Source organism: Streptomyces sp. DSM 106670 (assembly GCF_055792845.1).
Genome location: NZ_CM147704.1, coordinates 3,134,466 through 3,152,727, shown reverse-complemented (window position 1 = coordinate 3,152,727; position 18,262 = coordinate 3,134,466). Strand labels below are relative to the sequence as shown.

At 74.0% G+C, this 18,262-nt stretch carries 11 protein-coding genes; all 11 read left to right on the top strand.

Translation table 11 applies throughout. The annotated features are described in order from the left end of the window. Positions 1-306 precede the first annotated feature (306 nt). On the top strand, positions 307-1,095 hold the full coding sequence (locus ACSMXR_RS13890; protein ID WP_137234299.1) for an ABC transporter ATP-binding protein: 789 nt from the start codon (positions 307-309) through the stop codon (positions 1,093-1,095). Next, the gene (locus ACSMXR_RS13885; protein ID WP_473171984.1) at positions 1,092-3,677 is read left to right on the top strand and encodes an ABC transporter permease; all 2,586 of its coding nucleotides are present in this window, start codon (positions 1,092-1,094) and stop codon (positions 3,675-3,677) included. Before ACSMXR_RS13890 ends, ACSMXR_RS13885 begins: the two co-directional genes overlap by 4 nt. A 345-nt stretch (positions 3,678-4,022) precedes the next feature. Further along, the gene (locus ACSMXR_RS13880; protein ID WP_381851445.1) at positions 4,023-4,271 is read left to right on the top strand and encodes a hypothetical protein; all 249 of its coding nucleotides are present in this window, start codon (positions 4,023-4,025) and stop codon (positions 4,269-4,271) included. A gap of 14 nt (positions 4,272-4,285) precedes the next feature. Then, entirely contained in the window at positions 4,286-6,193 is a 1,908-nt protein-coding gene (locus ACSMXR_RS13875) for an AfsR/SARP family transcriptional regulator (protein ID WP_473172379.1), read from the top strand. 4 nt (positions 6,194-6,197) lie between these two features. Continuing rightward, positions 6,198-8,441: a TOMM precursor leader peptide-binding protein gene (locus tag ACSMXR_RS13870; protein ID WP_473171983.1), complete on the top strand. Its 2,244-nt coding sequence runs from the start codon at positions 6,198-6,200 to the stop codon at positions 8,439-8,441. Continuing rightward, entirely contained in the window at positions 8,431-10,521 is a 2,091-nt protein-coding gene (locus ACSMXR_RS13865; protein ID WP_473171982.1) for a TOMM precursor leader peptide-binding protein, read from the top strand. The genes ACSMXR_RS13870 and ACSMXR_RS13865 overlap by 11 nt, the downstream gene beginning before the upstream one ends. Before the next feature lie 82 nt (positions 10,522-10,603). Then, a complete protein-coding gene (locus ACSMXR_RS13860; protein ID WP_473171981.1) occupies positions 10,604-12,193 on the top strand; it encodes a SagB family peptide dehydrogenase in 1,590 nt (529 codons plus the stop codon). Between the two features lie 13 nt (positions 12,194-12,206). Continuing rightward, entirely contained in the window at positions 12,207-15,005 is a 2,799-nt protein-coding gene (locus ACSMXR_RS13855; RefSeq protein ID WP_473171980.1) for a lantibiotic dehydratase, read from the top strand. Next, positions 15,002-16,039, top strand: a complete 1,038-nt coding sequence (locus ACSMXR_RS13850) for a lantibiotic dehydratase C-terminal domain-containing protein (protein WP_473171979.1) — start codon at positions 15,002-15,004, stop codon at positions 16,037-16,039. Before ACSMXR_RS13855 ends, ACSMXR_RS13850 begins: the two co-directional genes overlap by 4 nt. Beyond that, on the top strand, positions 16,036-17,157 hold the full coding sequence (locus ACSMXR_RS13845; protein WP_473171978.1) for a metalloprotease: 1,122 nt from the start codon (positions 16,036-16,038) through the stop codon (positions 17,155-17,157). The genes ACSMXR_RS13850 and ACSMXR_RS13845 overlap by 4 nt, the downstream gene beginning before the upstream one ends. A gap of 61 nt (positions 17,158-17,218) precedes the next feature. Continuing rightward, positions 17,219-18,229 (top strand): ABC transporter ATP-binding protein, encoded by a 1,011-nt coding sequence (locus ACSMXR_RS13840; protein ID WP_473171977.1) that lies wholly within the window; start codon positions 17,219-17,221, stop codon positions 18,227-18,229. Positions 18,230-18,262: the final 33 nt, after the last annotated feature.

Below are 18,262 nucleotides of genomic sequence, written 5' to 3'. Positions count from 1 at the left end.
CGCGCCGCCCGCCGCCCCGCCGGGCCGAACCGTGCCCCTGACCTCGCCTCCGCCCGGCGGACGAGACCCCTAGGGGGCGCCCCCGCAAAGGGGCCAGGGCCCGTTCCTCCCGGCGGAGGACGTGGCGGCAGGGGGCATTTCCTTAACCTCTTCTTACGTCGCCGCTACGGCCCACCGCAGGGGGGCGGGTGGGGAAAACCCCACCCGAAGACTGCGCTGAGCACCATCGCGCCGGACACCGTCCGGAACCCAGACTCGGAACGTAGCCGACGACGCCCAGCCATCGACCGACATAGGAGAAATACCGTGACAACGGCTGTGACCATTCCCAGGCACGGGGGCACTGGAGGGCGTACGGCCGTCGCGGCGCGAGCGCGGCAGGTCGTGAAGGCGTACGGCACCGGAGAGACCCGGGTCGTCGCGCTCGACCATGTCGACGTGGACATCGCCCGCGGGCAGTTCACGGCGATCATGGGCCCGTCCGGCTCCGGCAAGTCGACCCTGATGCACTGCCTGGCCGGGCTCGACACGGTGACGTCGGGCGAGATCTTCCTCGACGAGACCGAGATCACCCAGCTGAAGGACAAGAAGCTCACCCAACTCCGGCGCGACCGGATCGGGTTCATCTTCCAGGCGTTCAACCTGCTTCCGACGCTCAACGCGATCGAGAACATCACGCTGCCGATGGACATCGCGGGCCGCAGGCCCGACGCCGCCTGGCTCCAGCAGGTCGTGGAGACCGTCGGCCTCGCCGAGCGCCTCAAGCACCGCCCGACCCAGCTCTCCGGCGGTCAGCAGCAGCGCGTCGCCGTCGCCCGGGCGCTCGCCGCCCGGCCGGAGATCATCTTCGGCGACGAGCCCACCGGCAACCTGGACTCCCGGGCCGGGGCCGAAGTCCTGTCCTTCCTCCGCAAGTCGGTCGACGAGCTGGGCCAGACCATCGTGATGGTCACCCACGACCCCGTCGCCGCCTCCTACGCGGACCGGGTGCTGTATCTCGCCGACGGCTCCATCGTCGACGAGATGCAGAACCCGACCGCCGAGCAGGTCCTCGACCGCATGAAGCACTTCGACGCCCGTGGGCGGACGTCATGACCATCTGGAAGACCTCACTGCGCAACTTCCTCGCGCACAAGGGCCGGATGGCTCTCTCCGCCGTGGCGGTGCTGCTGTCCGTGGCGTTCGTCTGCGGCACGCTCGTCTTCACCGACACGATGAACACCACGTTCGACAAGCTCTTCACCATCTCCTCGCCCGACGTCACCGTCAGCCCGAAGAGCGCGGCCGACGACGGCGAGCAGCCCGACAACGGCAAGCCCGTCTCGCTGCCCGCCTCCGTGATCCAGCAGGTCGAGAAGGCCGACGGGGTGGAGCGGGCCGAGGGCTCCGCCTTCTCCATGGCGGTCACCGTCGTCGACCGCGACAACAAGAACATGGGCTCCGACACCGGCGCCCCCACCATCGCGAGCAACTGGACCGAGAACGACCTGCGTTCGATGGAGATCACCTCCGGGCACGCGCCCCGCGGTCCCACCGAGGTGATGGTCGACGCCGACACCGCGAAGAAGCACAAGCTCGCGATCGGCGACGAGCTGCGCACCATCGCCGCCACCGGTGACCTCCGGGCGAAGATCAGCGGCATCGCGTCCTTCACCGTCACCAACCCGGGCGCGGCCGTCGTCTACCTCGACACCGCCACCGCGCAGAAGCACCTGCTGGGCGCCCCCGACGTCTTCAACCAGATCCTGGTGACGGCCGGGAGCGGCGTCAGCGACGCCCAGCTCAAGAAGAACGTGGCCGCCGCCCTCGGCGACACCACCGCGTACAAGCTCCAGACCCAGCAGGAGGCCGCCGACGCCAACAAGAACGAGATGGGCGCCTTCCTGGACGTCATGAAGTACGCGATGCTCGGCTTCGCCGGAATCGCCTTCCTCGTCGGCATCTTCCTCATCGTCAACACCTTCTCGATGCTGGTCGCCCAGCGGACCCGCGAGATCGGCCTGATGCGGGCCATCGGCTCCAGCCGCAAGCAGGTCAACCGGTCCGTGCTGGTGGAGGCCGTCCTCCTCGGCATCGTCGGCTCCGTCCTCGGCGTCGCGGCCGGTGTCGGCCTCGCCGTCGGGCTGATGAAGCTGATGGGCGCCGTCGGCATGGAGCTGTCCACCAGGGACCTCACCGTCGCCTGGACGACCCCGGCGCTCGGCCTGGCGCTCGGCGTCATCGTCACCGTCCTCGCCGCGTACATCCCGGCCCGCCGGGCCGGCAAGGTCTCCCCGATGGCCGCCCTGCGCGACGCCGGGACCCCTGCCGACGGCCGGTCCGGCTGGGTCAGGGCCGGTATCGGCCTCTTCCTGACCGCGGCGGGCGGCACCGCCCTGTGGGCGACCACCCAGGCCGACAAGGCCACCGAGGGCTCGATGTTCCTCGCCCTCGGCGTGCTGCTGACCCTCATCGGCTTCATCGTGATCGGCCCGCTGCTGGCCGGTGTGGTGGTGCGCGGGCTGAGCGTCGTCGTCCTGCGGCTCTTCGGCCCGGTCGGCCGGCTGGCCGAGCGCAACGCCCTGCGCAACCCCCGGCGTACGGGAGCCACCGGCGCCGCCCTGATGATCGGGCTCGCCCTGGTGGCCTGCCTGTCCGTCGTCGGGTCCTCCATGGTCGCCTCGGCCACCGAGGAGCTCGACAAGTCGGTCGGCGCGGACTTCATCGTCCAGGACAGCGGCGCCGGGCGGCCGATCGTGCCGCAGGCCGCCGAAGCGCTGAACGCCGTGCCGGGCCTGGAGCACATGACGGACTACACCTTCGTCAAGGCGAGGATCACCGCCCCGAACGGCACGACGGAGGACGACGGCATCACCGCCGCCGACCCGACGTACCAGCAGGACGTCCGCCGCACCGCGCTCTCCGGCGACCTCTCGAAGGCGTACGGCAAGGACGCCATGTCCGTCGGCGAGGACTACGCCGAGAAGCACGGGGTCAAGGTCGGCGACACCCTCACCGTCGCGTTCAAGGCGGGTGGGACGGCGAAGCTGAAGGTCGCCGCCGTCACCTCCGACGACACCAACATCGACCGCGGCGCGATGTACACCAACCTCACCACCGCGGCCTCCTACGTCCCCGCCGACAAGATGCCGCAGAACGTGGCGATGTTCGGCAAGGCGGAGGAGGGCAAGGAGAAGGAGGCGTACGCGGCCCTCAAGAGCGCGATGGCCGAATACCCGGTCTACAAGGTGCAGAACCAGGCCGACTTCAAGGAAGACCTGAAGAACCAGATCGGCCAGCTGCTGAACATCGTCTACGGTCTGCTCGCCCTGGCGATCATCGTCGCGGTGCTCGGTGTGGTGAACACCCTCGCCCTGTCCGTGGTCGAGCGGACCCGCGAGATCGGCCTGATGCGCGCCATCGGGCTCTCCCGCCGCCAGCTGCGCCGCATGATCCGGCTGGAGTCCGTGGTCATCGCCCTCTTCGGGGCGCTGCTCGGACTCGGACTCGGGATGGGCTGGGGCACGGCGGCGCAGAAGCTGCTGGCGCTGGAGGGCCTGGAGGTCCTGGAGATCCCGTGGCCGACGATCCTCACGGTCTTCGCCTGCTCCGCCCTCGTCGGACTGTTCGCCGCTCTCGTCCCGGCCTTCCGGGCGGGCCGGATGAACGTCCTCAACGCCATCGCGACGGACGGATGACCCCCGTCCCGCCCGGTGACGGCAGCCCCTCGGGCGTCACCGTGGCCCGACGGCGATGACCCTGCGGGCGTCACCGTAGGATGACCGGCAGGCCCCGGGACGTTCCTCCAAACGTCCCGGGGCCGACCCGTTCCCCGGCCCCGGTGCCGACGGCTCTTTCCTCGCCCCCCGTTCCCCGCTCCGGCCGGACGGTCACGGCGAACCGTGTCAACTTGCTGCACACGGCCGCGGGACCCCGTGCAGCAAGCTGACACCGCCGCCTCTCTCGTGGCGCGTTCCGCGCTGGCATCGTCGTCCGTGCCGGGAGGAACCCCCGGCTCCGACGCCACCGTCGAAGGGGAACACGTGTCCAGGTCTTCGCTCGCGCAGAAGCAGCGCCGCCCGGCCAGAGCCGCCGCCCTCGTCACCGGGATCGCCCTCGCCGCCCTCACCCTCTCCACCGGCACCGCATCGGCCACCACGCCCACCGGCCACCCGCCCGCCGCCGACGACATCACCCGCGTGATCTGTACGGAGTTGGCGGACGTCATCGGCCAACTTCCCCCGGATTCCCCGCCCGTTCGGGTGTGCAAGCTGGTCAACGGCTGGGACTAGAGGTGCCGAGCGTGATGCGGTTCCAGCTGCTGGGGCCGCTGGCCCTCGCGGACGGACCCGACACCGTCGTCCTCCAGCCCTCCAAGCCCGCGAACCTGCTCGCCGCCCTCCTCCTGAACGCCAACTCCACGGTCTCCGCCGAGTACTTGCAGCGCGCGGTGTGGGGCGAGGAGCAGCCCGCCACCGCCCGGGCCGCCCTCCAGACCTGCGTTCTGCGGCTGCGCCGGCTGTTCGCCAAGCACGGGGTCACCGGCACCGCCATCGAAGCCGTGCCCGGCGGCTACCGGATCACCGCCGCACCGCCCACCCTGGACCTCCTCGGCTTCCGCGACCAGGTGCGCCGGGCCGCCGGTCTGGACCGGGACCCGGAGGCGGAGCTCCACGCGCTCAGGGACGCCCTCGCGCTCTGGCAGGGCGCGCTGCTCGCCAACGTACGGTCCGAGGTCCTGCACCGCGACGAGGTGCCCCGGCTCGCGGAGGAGCGGCTGCGCGCGGTCGAGCGGGTCTGCGACCTGCTGCTGGGGCTCGGGCGCTGCGGTGAGGCGCTCGTCGACCTGTGGACCGCTACGCGCGTATATCCCGGGCACGAACGCTTCCACGAACAGCTCATCGAGGCCCTCTACCGCACCGGACGCCAGTCCCAGGCCCTCGCCGAGTACCGCAGGGTCAAGGGCTTCCTGCTGGAGGAGCTGGGCGTGGACCCCTCGCCCTCGCTGCGCCGCCTCGAACTGTCCATCCTGCGCGGCGAGGACCTGGGCTCCGCCGGGCCCGGGGCCTCCCGCGTCATCCGGGGCGAGACCGTCCCGCTCCCGGCCGCCGCCCCCGCCGTGGCCCCGACCGCGTCCATGGCCGTTCCGGTCACGACCCCGGCGGCCGCCGTCCCGGCCGGCGGCGCGTCCGCAATCGCCCCGGCCGGTGGCGCGGCGCTCGCCCCGGCCGCCGCATCCGGCGTCGGGCCCGTGCCGGCCGTGCCGCACTTCACCGGGCGGACCGCCGAGACCGCCGCCCTGGCCGCCCGCCTCACCGCACCCGCGGCCGCCGGCCCCGAGGACCACCGGCCGCTCACCGTCCTGGTGTCCGGCGCACCCGGCATCGGCAAGTCGGCGCTCGCCCAGCATGTCGCCCGGCTCGTCCGGGACGCCTTCCCCGCCGGGCAGTTGCTCGTCCGGATGACCCGCGCGGACGGCGAACCCCGCACGGCCGACGAGGTGGCCGCCGACGTGGCGCTCGCGCTGCGGGAGTCGGGCGAAGGGCGGGTCCTGCTGATCCTGGACGACGTGGTCGACGCCGACCAGGTGCGCCCGCTGCTCCCGCCGGTCTCCGCCGACGGGCCGGAGCCCGCCGTCGTGGTCACCAGCCGGATGGGGCTCGGCGGGCTCATCGCCACCCACGGCGGCTGGGTGCAGCGGCTGACCGCCTTCACCGACGCCGAGTCGTACGCCCTGCTGCTGGCCACCCTGGGCGCCGAGCGGGTGGAGGCCGAGCCCCGCGCCGCCCGTCGACTCGCCGCCCTGTGCGGCCACTTCCCCGCCGCCCTGCGCATCCTCACCGCCCGGCTGCTGACCCGGCCGGGGCTGCGGCTCGCCGACGCCGTCGACTGGCTGGGCGACGACCCGCTCGCCCGGCTCACCCTGACCGACTCCCCGGACCACTCGGTCACCGGCCTCTTCGACCGGGCGCTCGACCGCCTCGACCCCCGGCTGTCGGAGGCCTTCGCCCATCTCGCCCAGGGCCCGCCGGAGCTGCTCGCCGACCGGGGCCCCGAGGACGAGGGCCCCGTTCCCGAAGCCGTACGGGAGCAACTCGCCGACGCCGGACTGCTGGAGGACGGCCCGCCGGGCCCGTACCGCATCCACGACCTGCTCCGCGCCCACGTACGAAGAACCGCCCGGATCCGCGACCGCCGCACAGAGAAGGTGTGACCCCATGGCCGAGAGCGCCGCCCCCACAGCCCCTGCCACGCCCGCCGCACCCGCCACGCCCCCATCGGCGCCCGCAACGCCCGCGACGACCGCGTTCGACGCGCTCGCCGGCACCCGGCCGCGCATCCGCCGCGACGTGCTGTTCACCGAGACCCCCGGCGGGGTGCTGTTCCACAACGCCGACGGCGGCTTCCACCTCACCGGCCGCACCGCCTACCGCTTCGCCTCCCTCGTCGTCCCGCACCTCACCGGGCACCACCGGCTGGCCGACCTGTGCGCCGGATTCGGGCCCGCGCAGCGGGCGATGGCCGCCGAACTGGTCAAGACGCTGTACGCGCGCGGCTTCGCCCGCGACATCCCCGAGGCCGAGGCGGCGGAGGACGCCCTCGACCAGGAGACCGCCGAGCGGTTCGCCGCGCAGATCGCCTACGTCGACCACTACACCGACGACGCCCCCGCCCGCTTCGCCCGCTACCGCGCCACCCGCGTCGCCGTCCTCGGCGACGACGAGACGGCCCGCTGGTGCGCGCTGAGCCTGGTGCGCAACGGCTGCGCGCGCATCGGCACCGTCGCGGCCTTCGACGACGTCACCGCCGAGGCCGCCGCCAACGGGGCGCGCGTCGGGACGCTCACCGCCGGGACGGACGCGGGCTGGGCCGCCCTGGACGGCTACGACGTCGTCGTGGTCACCGGCGCGGACGCCGGAGCGCGCACCCACCGGCTGCTGGCCGCCGGGGTGCCCGAGGGCGTGACCCTCATCCCCGCCTGGCTGTTCGGCCGCCGCCTGATCGTCGGCCCGCTCTCCACCGCGGGCTCCACCGGCTGCTGGTCCTGCGCCCTGCTGCGGCTGGGCGGCAACGTCGACGCGGAGTCGGCGGCCGGGCTGTGGAGCGAGGCGGCCGGGGCCGTACCGGCCGCCGGGGCCACCCTGTCCGGGCCGGTCGCCGCGATGGCCGGCAACCTCGTCGGCTACGAGATCTTCCGCCTGACCACCGGCGCACTGCCCGCCGAGACGGCCGGCCAGGTCCTCGTCCAGGACCTGGAATCGCTGGACGTGATGGCCGAACCGGTCCGGCCCCACCCCCGGTGCGTCCGCTGCGCCGCACTCCCCGCCGACGGCCCCGCGGCCCTGCCCGGCCCGCTCGCGCTGCCCGTCACCGCGACCGTGGAGACCGCCCGCGACGCGGAGGGCCTGGTCGAGGAGCTCAACCGGATCAGCACGGCACTGGTCCGCCCGTACACCGGGATCTTCCGCCGGTACGATGACGAGGAACTGACCCAGACCCCGCTGAAGCTCAGCCGGGTCGAGGTGGCGCTCGGGGGCGGCGAGCGCCGCCGGATCGCCGCGTTCGACGTGCACCATCTGGCCGGGGCGCGGACCCGGGCCCTGTACGCGGCGGCCGAGGCGTATGTGGAGCACGTGGTCCCGCTGGCCCCGGCGGCGGAGGACGGTGCGCGGGCGCTGCGGACGTTCGGGCCCGACGCCCTGACGACCGGCGGCGGCACCGGGGCCGTGCCCGCCGTCTGGGCGGTCGCCACCTCGCTGATCGGCAAGGACCCGGTACGCGTACCGGCCGCCGCCCTGCGCCCGTTCGGGCCGCACAACCACGACCGGGCGCACCTGGCGACCACGGCGGGCGCGGGGGCGGGCGGCAGCGCGGCGGAGGCGGCGGGCCGGGGGCTGCTGTCCGCGCTCGCCCACGACGCCCTGCTCCGCGCGGTACGGGGCACGGGCCGGGTGAGCCCGCTGGCGGTCGGCGGTGACGACCCGGAGCTGGTGTTCCTGCTGAAGTCCGCCGCCAACCTGGACATCGCCGTGGACCTCCTGGACCTGGGCGAGGCGGACCGCACCTCGGCACACGTGGTGCTGGCCCGCGAGGCGAACGGCCCTGCGGCCGGGGCCCGTTGGGCGGTCGGGGCCGGGCTGTCCCGGCGTACGGCTGCCGCGTCCGCCCTGCGCGACCTGCTCGGCCAGGTGCAGCTCGCCGCCGAGGACCCGGGGGCGAGCGTCGACCTGGGCGACCCGCTGGTGACCGATCTGGCCCCCGGGGCGATCGCGGTGGGCGGGGAGTCGGTGGCGGCGGACGCGGCGGAGACCACGTTCGACGCGGTGCTGGAGGCGCTGCGGTCCGCGGGCCGCGACGCCCTGTACGCGCCGACGACCCCGGCGGACCTGGAGTCCGGCCCGATCGCCACGGCCCGGGTGCTGCTCACGGTGGACGGCGAGGCTGGTCCCGATGGCCGTTGAGACCCTGCCGGACGCCCCGGTCACCCCGGCGGCCCCCGCTCCCTCCCGTACACACTCCGCACCCGTCCTGGCCGAGTCCACCCGGCTGCTCGCGGCGCTCCTGCGCGACGGGCTCGCCCGGCACGGCGGGGAGGCGACCGGCGTCACCCCGGTGGACGTCCAACCCCTCGGCGTACGCGACGCGTTCGCGGGCGACGGGGCGGCGGACCCCGCCGGTGCCGTCGCGGACGACGAAACGGCGGCGGGCCCCGGTGCCGTCGCGGGCGACGAGGCCGTGGCGGACCCCGCCCGCGCCGTCCCCGTGCGCTACTACGGGCGGCACGCCGTCGTCGGCCCGTTCCCCGCGCCGCCCGGAGCCGAGCAACGCCCCTGCGCCCGCTGCCTGGAGCGGCGCTGGCAGGGCGTGCGGTCCGTCGCGCTGCGCGAGGCGCTGGAGCTCGGCTCCGGAACCCGGGCGGCGGGCCCGTCCCCGTACGTCACCCCCTTCGCGGCCGAAGCCCTCGCCGGTGTCGTCGCCGCCCGCGCGGCCGGCGGCGGACCGGACACCGGAGCCTTCCCCGCCGTCCACCTCGTCGACCTCCAGACCCTGGCCGTCCGCCACTACCCGCTCGTCCCCGACCCGGAGTGCCCCGGCTGCGGGCGGCCCGAGCCCGACAGCGACGCCTCGGCCGCCCTCACCCTGCGGCCCGCGCCCAAGCTGCGGCCCGACGGCTTCCGGGTCCGGGACATCGGGGCGTACGAGCTGCCCGTCGCGCCGTACGCCAACCCCGTCTGCGGGTCGCTCGGGCCCTCCGTCGTCCAGGACGTCTCCTCCACGTCCACCTCCGCCACCATCGGCTGCTTCTCCATGCGCTCGGGGCCGTATCTGCGCGAGACGTTCTGGGGCGGGCACGCCGACACCTTCGCCGAGAGCCTTCGTATCGGGGTCCTGGAGGGCCTGGAGCGGTACGCGGGCATGCGGTCCCGCGCCAAACGCGCCCAGGTGCGGGCCAGTCTGCACGCCCTGCGCGCCGAGGGGCGGGCCGTCGTGGACCCGCGCGTCTGCGGCCTCTACTCCGACGACTTCCACCGCGCCAACCCCCGCGTCCCGCCCTTCACCCCGGACCGCGAGATCCCCTGGGTGCGCGGCTGGTCGCTGCGCGACGGACACACCGTCCTGGTCCCCGAGGTGCTCACGTACTACCACGCGCCGGGCCTGGAGAACCGGTTCGTCCAGGAGAGCTCCAACGGCTGTGCCAGCGGCGGTGCGTTGGAGGAGGCCGTCTTCTTCGGCCTGATGGAGGTCGTCGAGCGGGACGCGTTCCTGCTCTCCTGGTACGGGCGGGCCGCCCTGCCCGAGATCGACCCGCGCACCAGCCGCCGTTCCGCCACCCGGCAGATGGTGGACCGGCTGGAGATGTACGGCTACGAGGCGCGGTTCTTCGACACCCGGATCACCTTCCCGATCCCCGTCGTCACCGGCGTCGCCGTCCGCCCCGACGGCGGACCCGGCCGGATGTGCTTCGGCGCGGGGGCCGGACTCGACCCGGAGGCGGCGCTCGCCGGGGCGCTCTGCGAGATCGCCACCGACGCCGTCAACCTCCAGGGCCGCACCGAGCGCGACGAGGAGCGGCTGCGCGCGATGACGTACGACTTCGCGAAGGTCGAGGCGCTGCACGACCACCCGCTGGCGTACGGGATCCCGGAGATGGGCGACCACGCCGACTTCCTGCTCGGCGCCCCGGGAAGCGTCCGCCCGCCCCTCCGCTCCTTCGACGAGCTGTACGGGGACGGGCCCGGCGCGCGGCCCGTGCTTCCGGTCTCCGACGATCTCCGCGAGGACCTCACGCGCTGCGTGGACGCCGTCTCCGCCGCCGGGTTCGACATGGTCGTCGTCGACCAGACCATGCCGGAACAGCGCGACCTGGGCCTGACCACGGTGAGCGTGATCGTGCCCGGACTGCTGCCGATCGACTTCGGCTGGACCCGCCAGCGCGCCCTGCGCATGCCCCGGCTGCGCACCGCCCTGCGCGAGGCGGGCCTGCGGGCGGCGGACCTCACCGACGCCGACCTCAACCCGGCCCCGCACCCCTTCCCGTGACCCCGCCCCTGCCCGCCCCCGGCCCGCGCCCGCCGCGCCCTTCCTCCTCCCGCTCCCTCTTGCCGTGACCAAGGAGCTCGCCATGGGATACGCCCATGAATACGCCGCCGCGATCATGCACCGCGGCCGGGTCCCGATGGACCCCGTGGACTATGTGCCGAACTGGCAGGACGGCCCCCGCAAGGCCAAGTTCCACCCGGGCACGGACGGCTTCCCGCTGCCGGACGCCCCCTACCCGCCCGGGGCGACGCTCGACCGGGGCCTGTTCCCCGAAGGCAGCCCGGGCCAGGGGGAGTTCGACCTCGGCACGCTCTCCGGCATGCTCCGTGACTCGTACGGGCTGACCGGCCGCCGCCTCGGCGTCCAGGCCAACACGGACCTGAACGCGCTGCCGTTCTACCCGCTGGCCAACTGGTCGCGCGGCTCCGCCTCCGGCGGCGGGCTGTACCCGGTCAGCATCCACTGGGTGTCCGGGCCGAGCGGACCCGTACCGCCGGGCGTGCACTACTACTCCACCCGGCACCACTCCATGCGGCGGCTGCTCACGGGCGATGTCTCCGGCCGGGTCCGCGACGCGCTGGGCGAAGGCGCACCGGGGCCGGAGACCGATCAGTACCTGGTGCTGGGCATCAAGTACTGGCAGAACTCCTTCAAGTACAACAGCTTCTCCTTCCACGCCGTCTCCATGGACCTCGGGGCCTGCGTCCAGACCTGGCGGATGTGGGCGGCCGCCCGGGGGCTGGCCGTCGAGCCGGCCCTCTGGTTCGACGAGGAACGGATCGCGGAGCTGCTCGGGGTCGACCCGCGGGAGGAGGGCATCTTCGCCGTCGTGCCGCTCAAGTGGGCTGGTGCTGACGCGAGTTCGGGCCGCTCGCCGGCCCCCGCCGCCCCTGTCTCCGTCCGGCACAAGGACGTCGAGCGTTCCCGTACCGTCCTCACCTTCGACGCGCTGCTCCGCATGCAGGCCGCCACCTCCGCCGACGCCACCGCCCGGCCCGCCCCCGGCGCCCTGGCCCCGGCCGCCGCGCACCCCGCCGACGAGCGGCTGCCGGAGGTCACGCTGCCGGCCGCCCGGCCGCTGGACGCCGACGTCCGCACCGCCCTGCGCGCCCGCCGCTCCAGCTTCGGCCGGTTCGACGCCCGGAAGCCGGTCACCGCCGACCAGCTGGCCGCCTGCCTGGCGGCGGCGGCCGCCGGATCGCGGCTCGGCGGCGACACCGGTGACGTACGGCTGGCGAAGCTGTACGCGTTCGTCGGCCATGTCGAGGGCATCGAGCCCGGCTCGTACGCCTACGACCCCGAGGCACGGAGCCTGCGGCGGGTGAAGGAGGGCAGGCCGGGGGAGTTCCTCCAGAAGAACTACTTCCTCGCCAACTACAACCTGGAACAGACCGGAGCCGTGCTGGTGCCCACCGTCCGCACCACCGCCGTCCTCGACGCGGTCGGAGACCGGGGCTACCGGCTGGTCAACGCCACCATCGGGGCCGTCGCCCAGTCCGTCTACACCGCCGCGGCGGCCGTGGACCTCGGCTGCGGAGTCGCCCTCGGCTTCGACAACATCTCCTACATCGAGGAGCTGGGGCTCGAAGGGACGGACGAGGCGCCCCTGCTGATCATGATGATCGGCAACGAACGCCCCGCCCCGGCCGACTTCCGCTACGAGATCGCCTGAGCGGGGGACGACGATGACCGACACAGCGAACACCCCGAACGCCGCGGACCTGGCGAACTCCCTCGATGGGCGGCCCGCGTTCATGCTGCGCGTCGCCGGACTTCCGGTCGAGGACGTCCAGGCCCTGCGCTGCCCCGACAGCCGCCGCTGGGCCGACGAAGTCCTCGACACCACGGAGCAGTTGGCGCTGCTGGCCGAGAAGGCCGCGGACCAGCTGCACGGGCTGATCGGCGGCAGCGACGACGAACCGCTGCGCCGCGCCCTGCTCAAACTGCGCCGCGACGTCTTCAACAACCGGCTGCCGGACCCGGTGGCCGCCGACGCCGCCCTCGCCCGGGTCCGCGCCCTCGACCCGGCCGCCGCCGGGGCCCTCGCCGACTGGCTGACCGGCCGCCGGGCCCTGGACGAGCGGCGGAGCGCCGGGGCCGGGCTGCTGGCCGCCGAGGCCGGCCGCAGCCGCACCGAACTGGCCCGGATCGCCGGTCACGAGCGGCTGCGCAAGGGCCTGTTGCTCGCCTCGCCGACCCTGGACGCCCAACTCGACGGCTACCGGCGGAAGACGGCCGGCGACGCCGGGGCGCGGCCGGACCGCAAACAGCGCAAGATCGAGCGTTCGCTGCTCTCCTACGTCTACCGGACCGCCTGCAAGACCAGCCCCTTCTCCACCTTCACCGGCGTCGCCCCCGGTGTGTTCGGCGGCTCCGACGGGCTGCGCGTGCGGGTCGGCGAGGAGTGGCGGACGCAGGTCCGGCTCAACGTCGTGGCGCTGGGCCGGCTCGCCGACGCGGTGATCGCCGACCCGGTCCGCCGCGCCGATCTGCCGCTCGCCCTCGCCTCCGGCTGGGGGCGCGACGACGACCGGGTCCGCTACGTCCGGCGCTGGGTCACCACGGGCGACGAGGATGCGGCCGTCACCTTCGACGCGGTGAAGGACCGGCTGTTCTTCCTGCGCCGCAGCGGCACCCTGGAACGGCTGCTCGGCCTCTTCGAGGAACGCGGCACCCTCCGCTACGGCGAGCTGGCGGCCTGGCTGGAGCAGGACCGGGGCGCGGCGCGCGAGGAGTGCGAGCAGTATCTCGGGGCGCTCCTGGACGTCGGCATGGTCCAGGTGCCGTGCCTGCGCACCGAGGTCCATGACATCGACCCGCTCCGCGCCTTCCAGGATGCGCTGCGCGGCCTGGACCGCCCCTGGGCCGACCGGCTCGCGGACCGGCTGGAGGAGCCCGCCGCCCGGGCCGACCGGTTCGCCGGGGCGGGCCCGGACGAGCGGCGGGCCCTGCTGGAGTCCGTACGGGCCGGGCTGCGGGCGGTCCAGGAGGAGGAGCTGGGGGCGGAGCGGGCGAAGGTCCCGCAGACGCTGCTGTACGAGGACGCGGCGGCGGGCTCTCCTGGCCTTCCGCGCTCCTCGGGCTCCCCGGCTTCCTCCGGCCTCCCGCAGGCGGCGGGCTCCGGCGTGATGCTGGATCCCGACGCCTGGCAGTGCCTGGCCGCCGGACCGCTGGCGGCGGTGGAGCGAGTGCTGCCCGCCTTCGACCTCACCCTCCCGCAGCGCATCACCTTCCAGGGCTTCTTCCTCGCCCGGTACGGCCACGGCGGGCGCTGCGACGACCTGCTGAAGCTGGTCCACGACTTCCACGAGGACTTCTTCGACCAGTACATGACGTTCTCCGCCGGCCGCACCCCGTACGACGCCGACGGCGCCTACGTCCCCGAGGTCAACTGGCTCGGCCTGGAGAAGCTGCGCGCCCTGGACACCGCCCGCCGCACCTTCACCGACCGGATGGCCGCGCTGTGGCGGACGGCGGAGGCGGCGGAACCGGGCGCGGCCGAAGTGCGGCTCGACGAGAGCTTCCTGGACGCGATAGCCGGTGAACTGGACGGCATCGCACCGGCGTTCGCGCCGATGAGCCATCACGTGCAGATCGCCGACCGGCCCGGCGACCCGCTCGTCGTCCTCAACCGGTCCTACGGCGGGGTGTCGTTCTCGTTCACCCGGTTCACCCAGCTCTTCGACGGCCTCGACGAACAGCTCCTCGCGGACACCGAGACCCTCGTGCCCGAAGGCGCGGTCCTCGCCGAGGTCACCGGCGGCCCGGTCACCAGCAACCTCAACCTGCACGGCCGGCTCACCCCGTACGAGATCGTCTGCCCGGGCGAACGCGGCACGCTGGAGCCGGAGTTCCGTATCGCGCTGGACGACCTCTATCTCGTGCACGACCCGGAGACCGACCGGCTCGTCCTGCGCTCCGCCCGCCTGGACCGCGAGGTGATCCCCGTCTACCTCGGCTACCTGGTCCCGCTCGCCCTGCCCGAACTGCCCCGCACCCTGCTCCTCCTCTCACCGACCTCGATGGCCCCGCTCAACGTGTGGGCGGGCGTCCCCGAGGGCGAGCCGCGCGGCGGGGTCACCGGGCGGCCCCGGGTGCGGCACGGCTCGCTCGTCCTGAGCCGGCGCAGCTGGAGCGCCCCGGCCACCGTCCTGCCGCTGCACCGCCCCGGCACACCGGAGGACGGCTGGTTCCTGGACTGGCACGCCTTCCGGCGCACCCACGGTCTGCCCGACCGGGTCTTCGCGAACGTGTCGGACACCGGGGCCCGGGGCGCGACCGGGGCCAAACCGCAGTACCTCGACTTCGACAGCCCGCTGTCCCTGTCCGCCTTCGAGGCGCTCGTCAAGTCCCCCGAGGCCAGCGTGGTGTTCCGGGAGATGCTGCCGGACGAGGACGCGCTGTCCACCGTCTCCGGCCACGGCCGCCATGTCGCCGAACTGGCCGTGGAGACGGCCGTACCCGTCCGCAGGAGGACCGTATGACACCGCTCATGACCGGAACGGCCGGAGCCTGGCAGGCCACCCACGTCTTCTACGCCGCCAACCCCCGCCCCTTCCTCCTGAACTGCGTCCGCCCGCTGGTCGCGGAGCTGGAGGCGGACGGGCTGCTCGCCGGGTACTTCTTCATCAACTACTGGCTGGAGGGACCCCACGTACGGCTGCGCCTGAAGCCGTCCTCGCCCGCCGCCGAACCGGAGGTGGCCCGCCGCACCGAAGAGGCCGTGGACGCGTTCCTCGCCGAGCGGCCCGCGCTGTACGAGGTCGACTCCGGGTTCCTCAACGACTTCTACAACACCCTCTTCGAGATCGAGTTTCCCGGCAGCGAGCGCGGCCACTACACGGACGACCGGGGCCGGATGAACCTGCGCCCCAACAACTCCCGCCACCGCGAGCCCTACGAGCCGGAGTTCGGGAAATACGGCGGGCCGGCCGGGATCGAGCTGGCCGAGTGGCACTTCCGGCACTCCAGCGACCTGGTGATCGACGCGCTGGCCACCAAGAACCTCCATCTGCGCACCGTCCTGCTGGGCACCGCCGCCCAGTTGATGATGGTGATGTCCTCGACCTTCCTGCCCGGCCGGGACGAGCTGACCGCCTACCTGGACAGCTACTACGAGTTCTGGCACCGCGCCTTTCCCGGCACCGGCTTCATCGGCACCGACGAGTACGACCGCAACTACGCCCGCACGGCGGACGGGCTGCGGGACCGGTTCGCCCGGGTCCGGGCCGCCACCGCCCCGCCCGGAAGCGCCCGCTCGCTGCCCGGTTCGCTGGCCGGCTGGGCCGAGCACTGCGCCGAACTCCGCGACCGCGCGAGGAAACTGGCCGAGGACGGCGACCTGGTCTTCCGGTCCTGGGACGGCGAGCGGGACGAGCGGGTCACCGACCCGGCCGTGGCGCTGCCGCTGCTGCTGTCCCCGTACATGCATATGACCAACAACCGGCTGCACGTCACCATCCGCGACGAGGCCTACCTCAGCCACGTCCTGGGCCGGGTCCTCAAGGAGTCCGCATGAGCGCATCCGGGGCCGCCCCCGGCTCGCTCGCCGCCTACCGCCCCGAGCTGCGGCCCCGCGTCCTGCTCAGCGACGCGCTGCTGGACGGGGCCGCGACCGTCCACCTGATCAAGGACGCCGAGACCGGCAACTCCTTCAAGGTCGGGGCCAAGGAGCACTTCCTCATCGCCCGCATGGACGGCGCGCGGAGCCTCGCGGAGATCGGTGAGGCGTACGCGGGGGAGTACGGGCGACGGCTGGCGGACGCCCACTGGCAGCAGCTCCTGGCCCTGCTCGGGACGAAGGGCCTGCTGGCCGGAGCCCCCGCGCCGAAGAGCGCCCGAGCCCCCGCCCCCGTACCGGAGAAGCGGACCCTCCTGCGCGGCACCCTCCCGCTGGTGGCCGACGCCGACGCCACCACCGCCCGGCTGCACCGGGCCGTCGGCTTTCTGCTCGCGCCCTGGGCGATGGTGCCGCTGCTGGTGCTGATCCTCGCCATGGAGGCGGTGGTCGTCGCCCGGTCCGAAGAACTGCTGCTCGCCGTAAGGGAGTTGTTCGGGAACCCGGTGCTGCTGACCGGTACGGCGGTGCTGCTCTGGGTGAGCACCGCCCTCCACGAGCTGGCGCACGGGGTGGTGGCCCGGCACTACGGCGGGCGGGTCGCCGAGATCGGGCTGCGGTGGCGGCTGCCCGCCGTCATCATGTACTGCACGGTCGACGACTACCTCTACTTCGGCAGCCGCCGGCACCGCATCGCCACGGCCGCCGCCGGTGCGGTGATGAACCTGCTCTTCCTGCTCCCGTTCTGCGCGCTGTTGCTGTTCGCGCCGCTGGACAGCGCCACCCACGAGGCGTTCGCCGCGCTGCTGCTCCTCGGCAGCGTCCAGGCGTTCGCCATGCTCGTACCGCTGCCACCGCTGGACGGCTACCGGATCGCGGGCCAGCTCGCCGGGGCCACCGGCCTCGCCGCCTCGGCCGGCGCCTATCTGCGGCTCGCCCTGCGCCGCGCCCCGGAAGCGGCCGCCTACCCGCGCCGCGCCCGGATCGCCTACCCCGCCTATGTGTCGGTCACGGTGCTCGTTCTCGCCCTGGTCGTCGCGGCGGTCGTCGCGGCCGCCCATCATTTGCTGACGACCTGAAGTCCCGCGCCCAGGCCCGGTGTTCCATCCGCGCCCGGTGTTCCATCCCAAGGAGAGACCCATGACGTCCACCGCCCCCCGCACCCCCCACGACCCCCCGGCGGGACCGTCCGCCGGGCCCGCCGTCGCCCTCGCCGACGTCCACAAGACGTACGGCGCGACCCGGGCCGTCGACGGGGTCTCGCTGACCGTCGCACGCGGGGAGTTCTTCGGGCTGCTCGGGCCCAACGGGGCGGGCAAGACCACGCTCGTCGAGATCATGGAGGGCCAGCGGCGCGCCGACTCCGGGACGGTGACGGTCCTGGGGGAGAGCCCCTGGCCGCGCAACACCGCCCTGCTGCCCCGGCTCGGCGTGCAGACCCAGACCTCGTCGTTCTTCGTCCGGCTGACCGCCCGCGAACACCTGGCCACCATGGCGGCCCTCTACCGGTGCGACGCGGCCGCCGCCGAACGGGCGCTCGCCTCCGTCGGCCTCACCGAACAGGGGAACACCCGGGTCGACGACCTCTCCGGCGGCCAGCGGCAGCGGCTCGCCATCGCCTCCGCCCTGGTCCACGAACCCGAGCTGATCTTCCTGGACGAGCCGACCGCCGCCCTCGACCCGCAGGCCCGCCGCTCGCTCTGGCAGGTCCTGCGCGACCTCAAGGGCCAGGGCCGCACCATCGTCTACACCACGCACCACCTGGACGAGGCCGAGGCGCTCTGCGACCGGGTCGCCATCATGGTCGCGGGCCGGGTCGCCGCGCTGGACAGCCCCGGCCGGCTGATCGCCGCCTCCAGCCCGACCACCCGCCTCCTCGTCCCGGCCGACCGCCTCACCCCCGAACAGGCCCGCGCCATCCCGGACGTGGACCGGGTGACCGAGGAGGGCGGCTCGATCGTGCTGGAGACCCTCGCCGCGGGCAAGGTCCTGGCCGCCGTCGACGCCGTCGCCGGACTCCAGGGCGTACAGACCAGGACGGCCAGCCTGGAGGACGTGTACCTGGAGCTGACCGGCACGGAGGCAGGGGCCGGAGCCGGAGCCGGGGCCGGAGCCGGTACGAGCACCGGCACCGGGGCCCCGCAGCCGTAGTCCAGGCCGATCCGCCCTCCCACCCCCCCCGTG

Excerpts from the sequence above, each read along its gene's own strand:
- ACSMXR_RS13850 (WP_473171979.1), top strand. The coding sequence starts at position 15,002 with ATGACACCGCTCATGACCGGAACGGCCGGAGCCTGGCAGGCCACCCAC.
- ACSMXR_RS13860 (WP_473171981.1), top strand. The coding sequence starts at position 10,604 with ATGGGATACGCCCATGAATACGCCGCCGCGATCATGCACCGCGGCCGG.
- ACSMXR_RS13865 (WP_473171982.1), top strand. The coding sequence starts at position 8,431 with ATGGCCGTTGAGACCCTGCCGGACGCCCCGGTCACCCCGGCGGCCCCC.
- ACSMXR_RS13870 (WP_473171983.1), top strand. The coding sequence starts at position 6,198 with ATGGCCGAGAGCGCCGCCCCCACAGCCCCTGCCACGCCCGCCGCACCC.
- ACSMXR_RS13855 (WP_473171980.1), top strand. The coding sequence starts at position 12,207 with ATGACCGACACAGCGAACACCCCGAACGCCGCGGACCTGGCGAACTCC.
- ACSMXR_RS13875 (WP_473172379.1), top strand. The coding sequence starts at position 4,286 with ATGCGGTTCCAGCTGCTGGGGCCGCTGGCCCTCGCGGACGGACCCGAC.
- ACSMXR_RS13845 (WP_473171978.1), top strand. The coding sequence starts at position 16,036 with ATGAGCGCATCCGGGGCCGCCCCCGGCTCGCTCGCCGCCTACCGCCCC.
- ACSMXR_RS13840 (WP_473171977.1), top strand. The coding sequence starts at position 17,219 with ATGACGTCCACCGCCCCCCGCACCCCCCACGACCCCCCGGCGGGACCG.
- ACSMXR_RS13885 (WP_473171984.1), top strand. The coding sequence starts at position 1,092 with ATGACCATCTGGAAGACCTCACTGCGCAACTTCCTCGCGCACAAGGGC.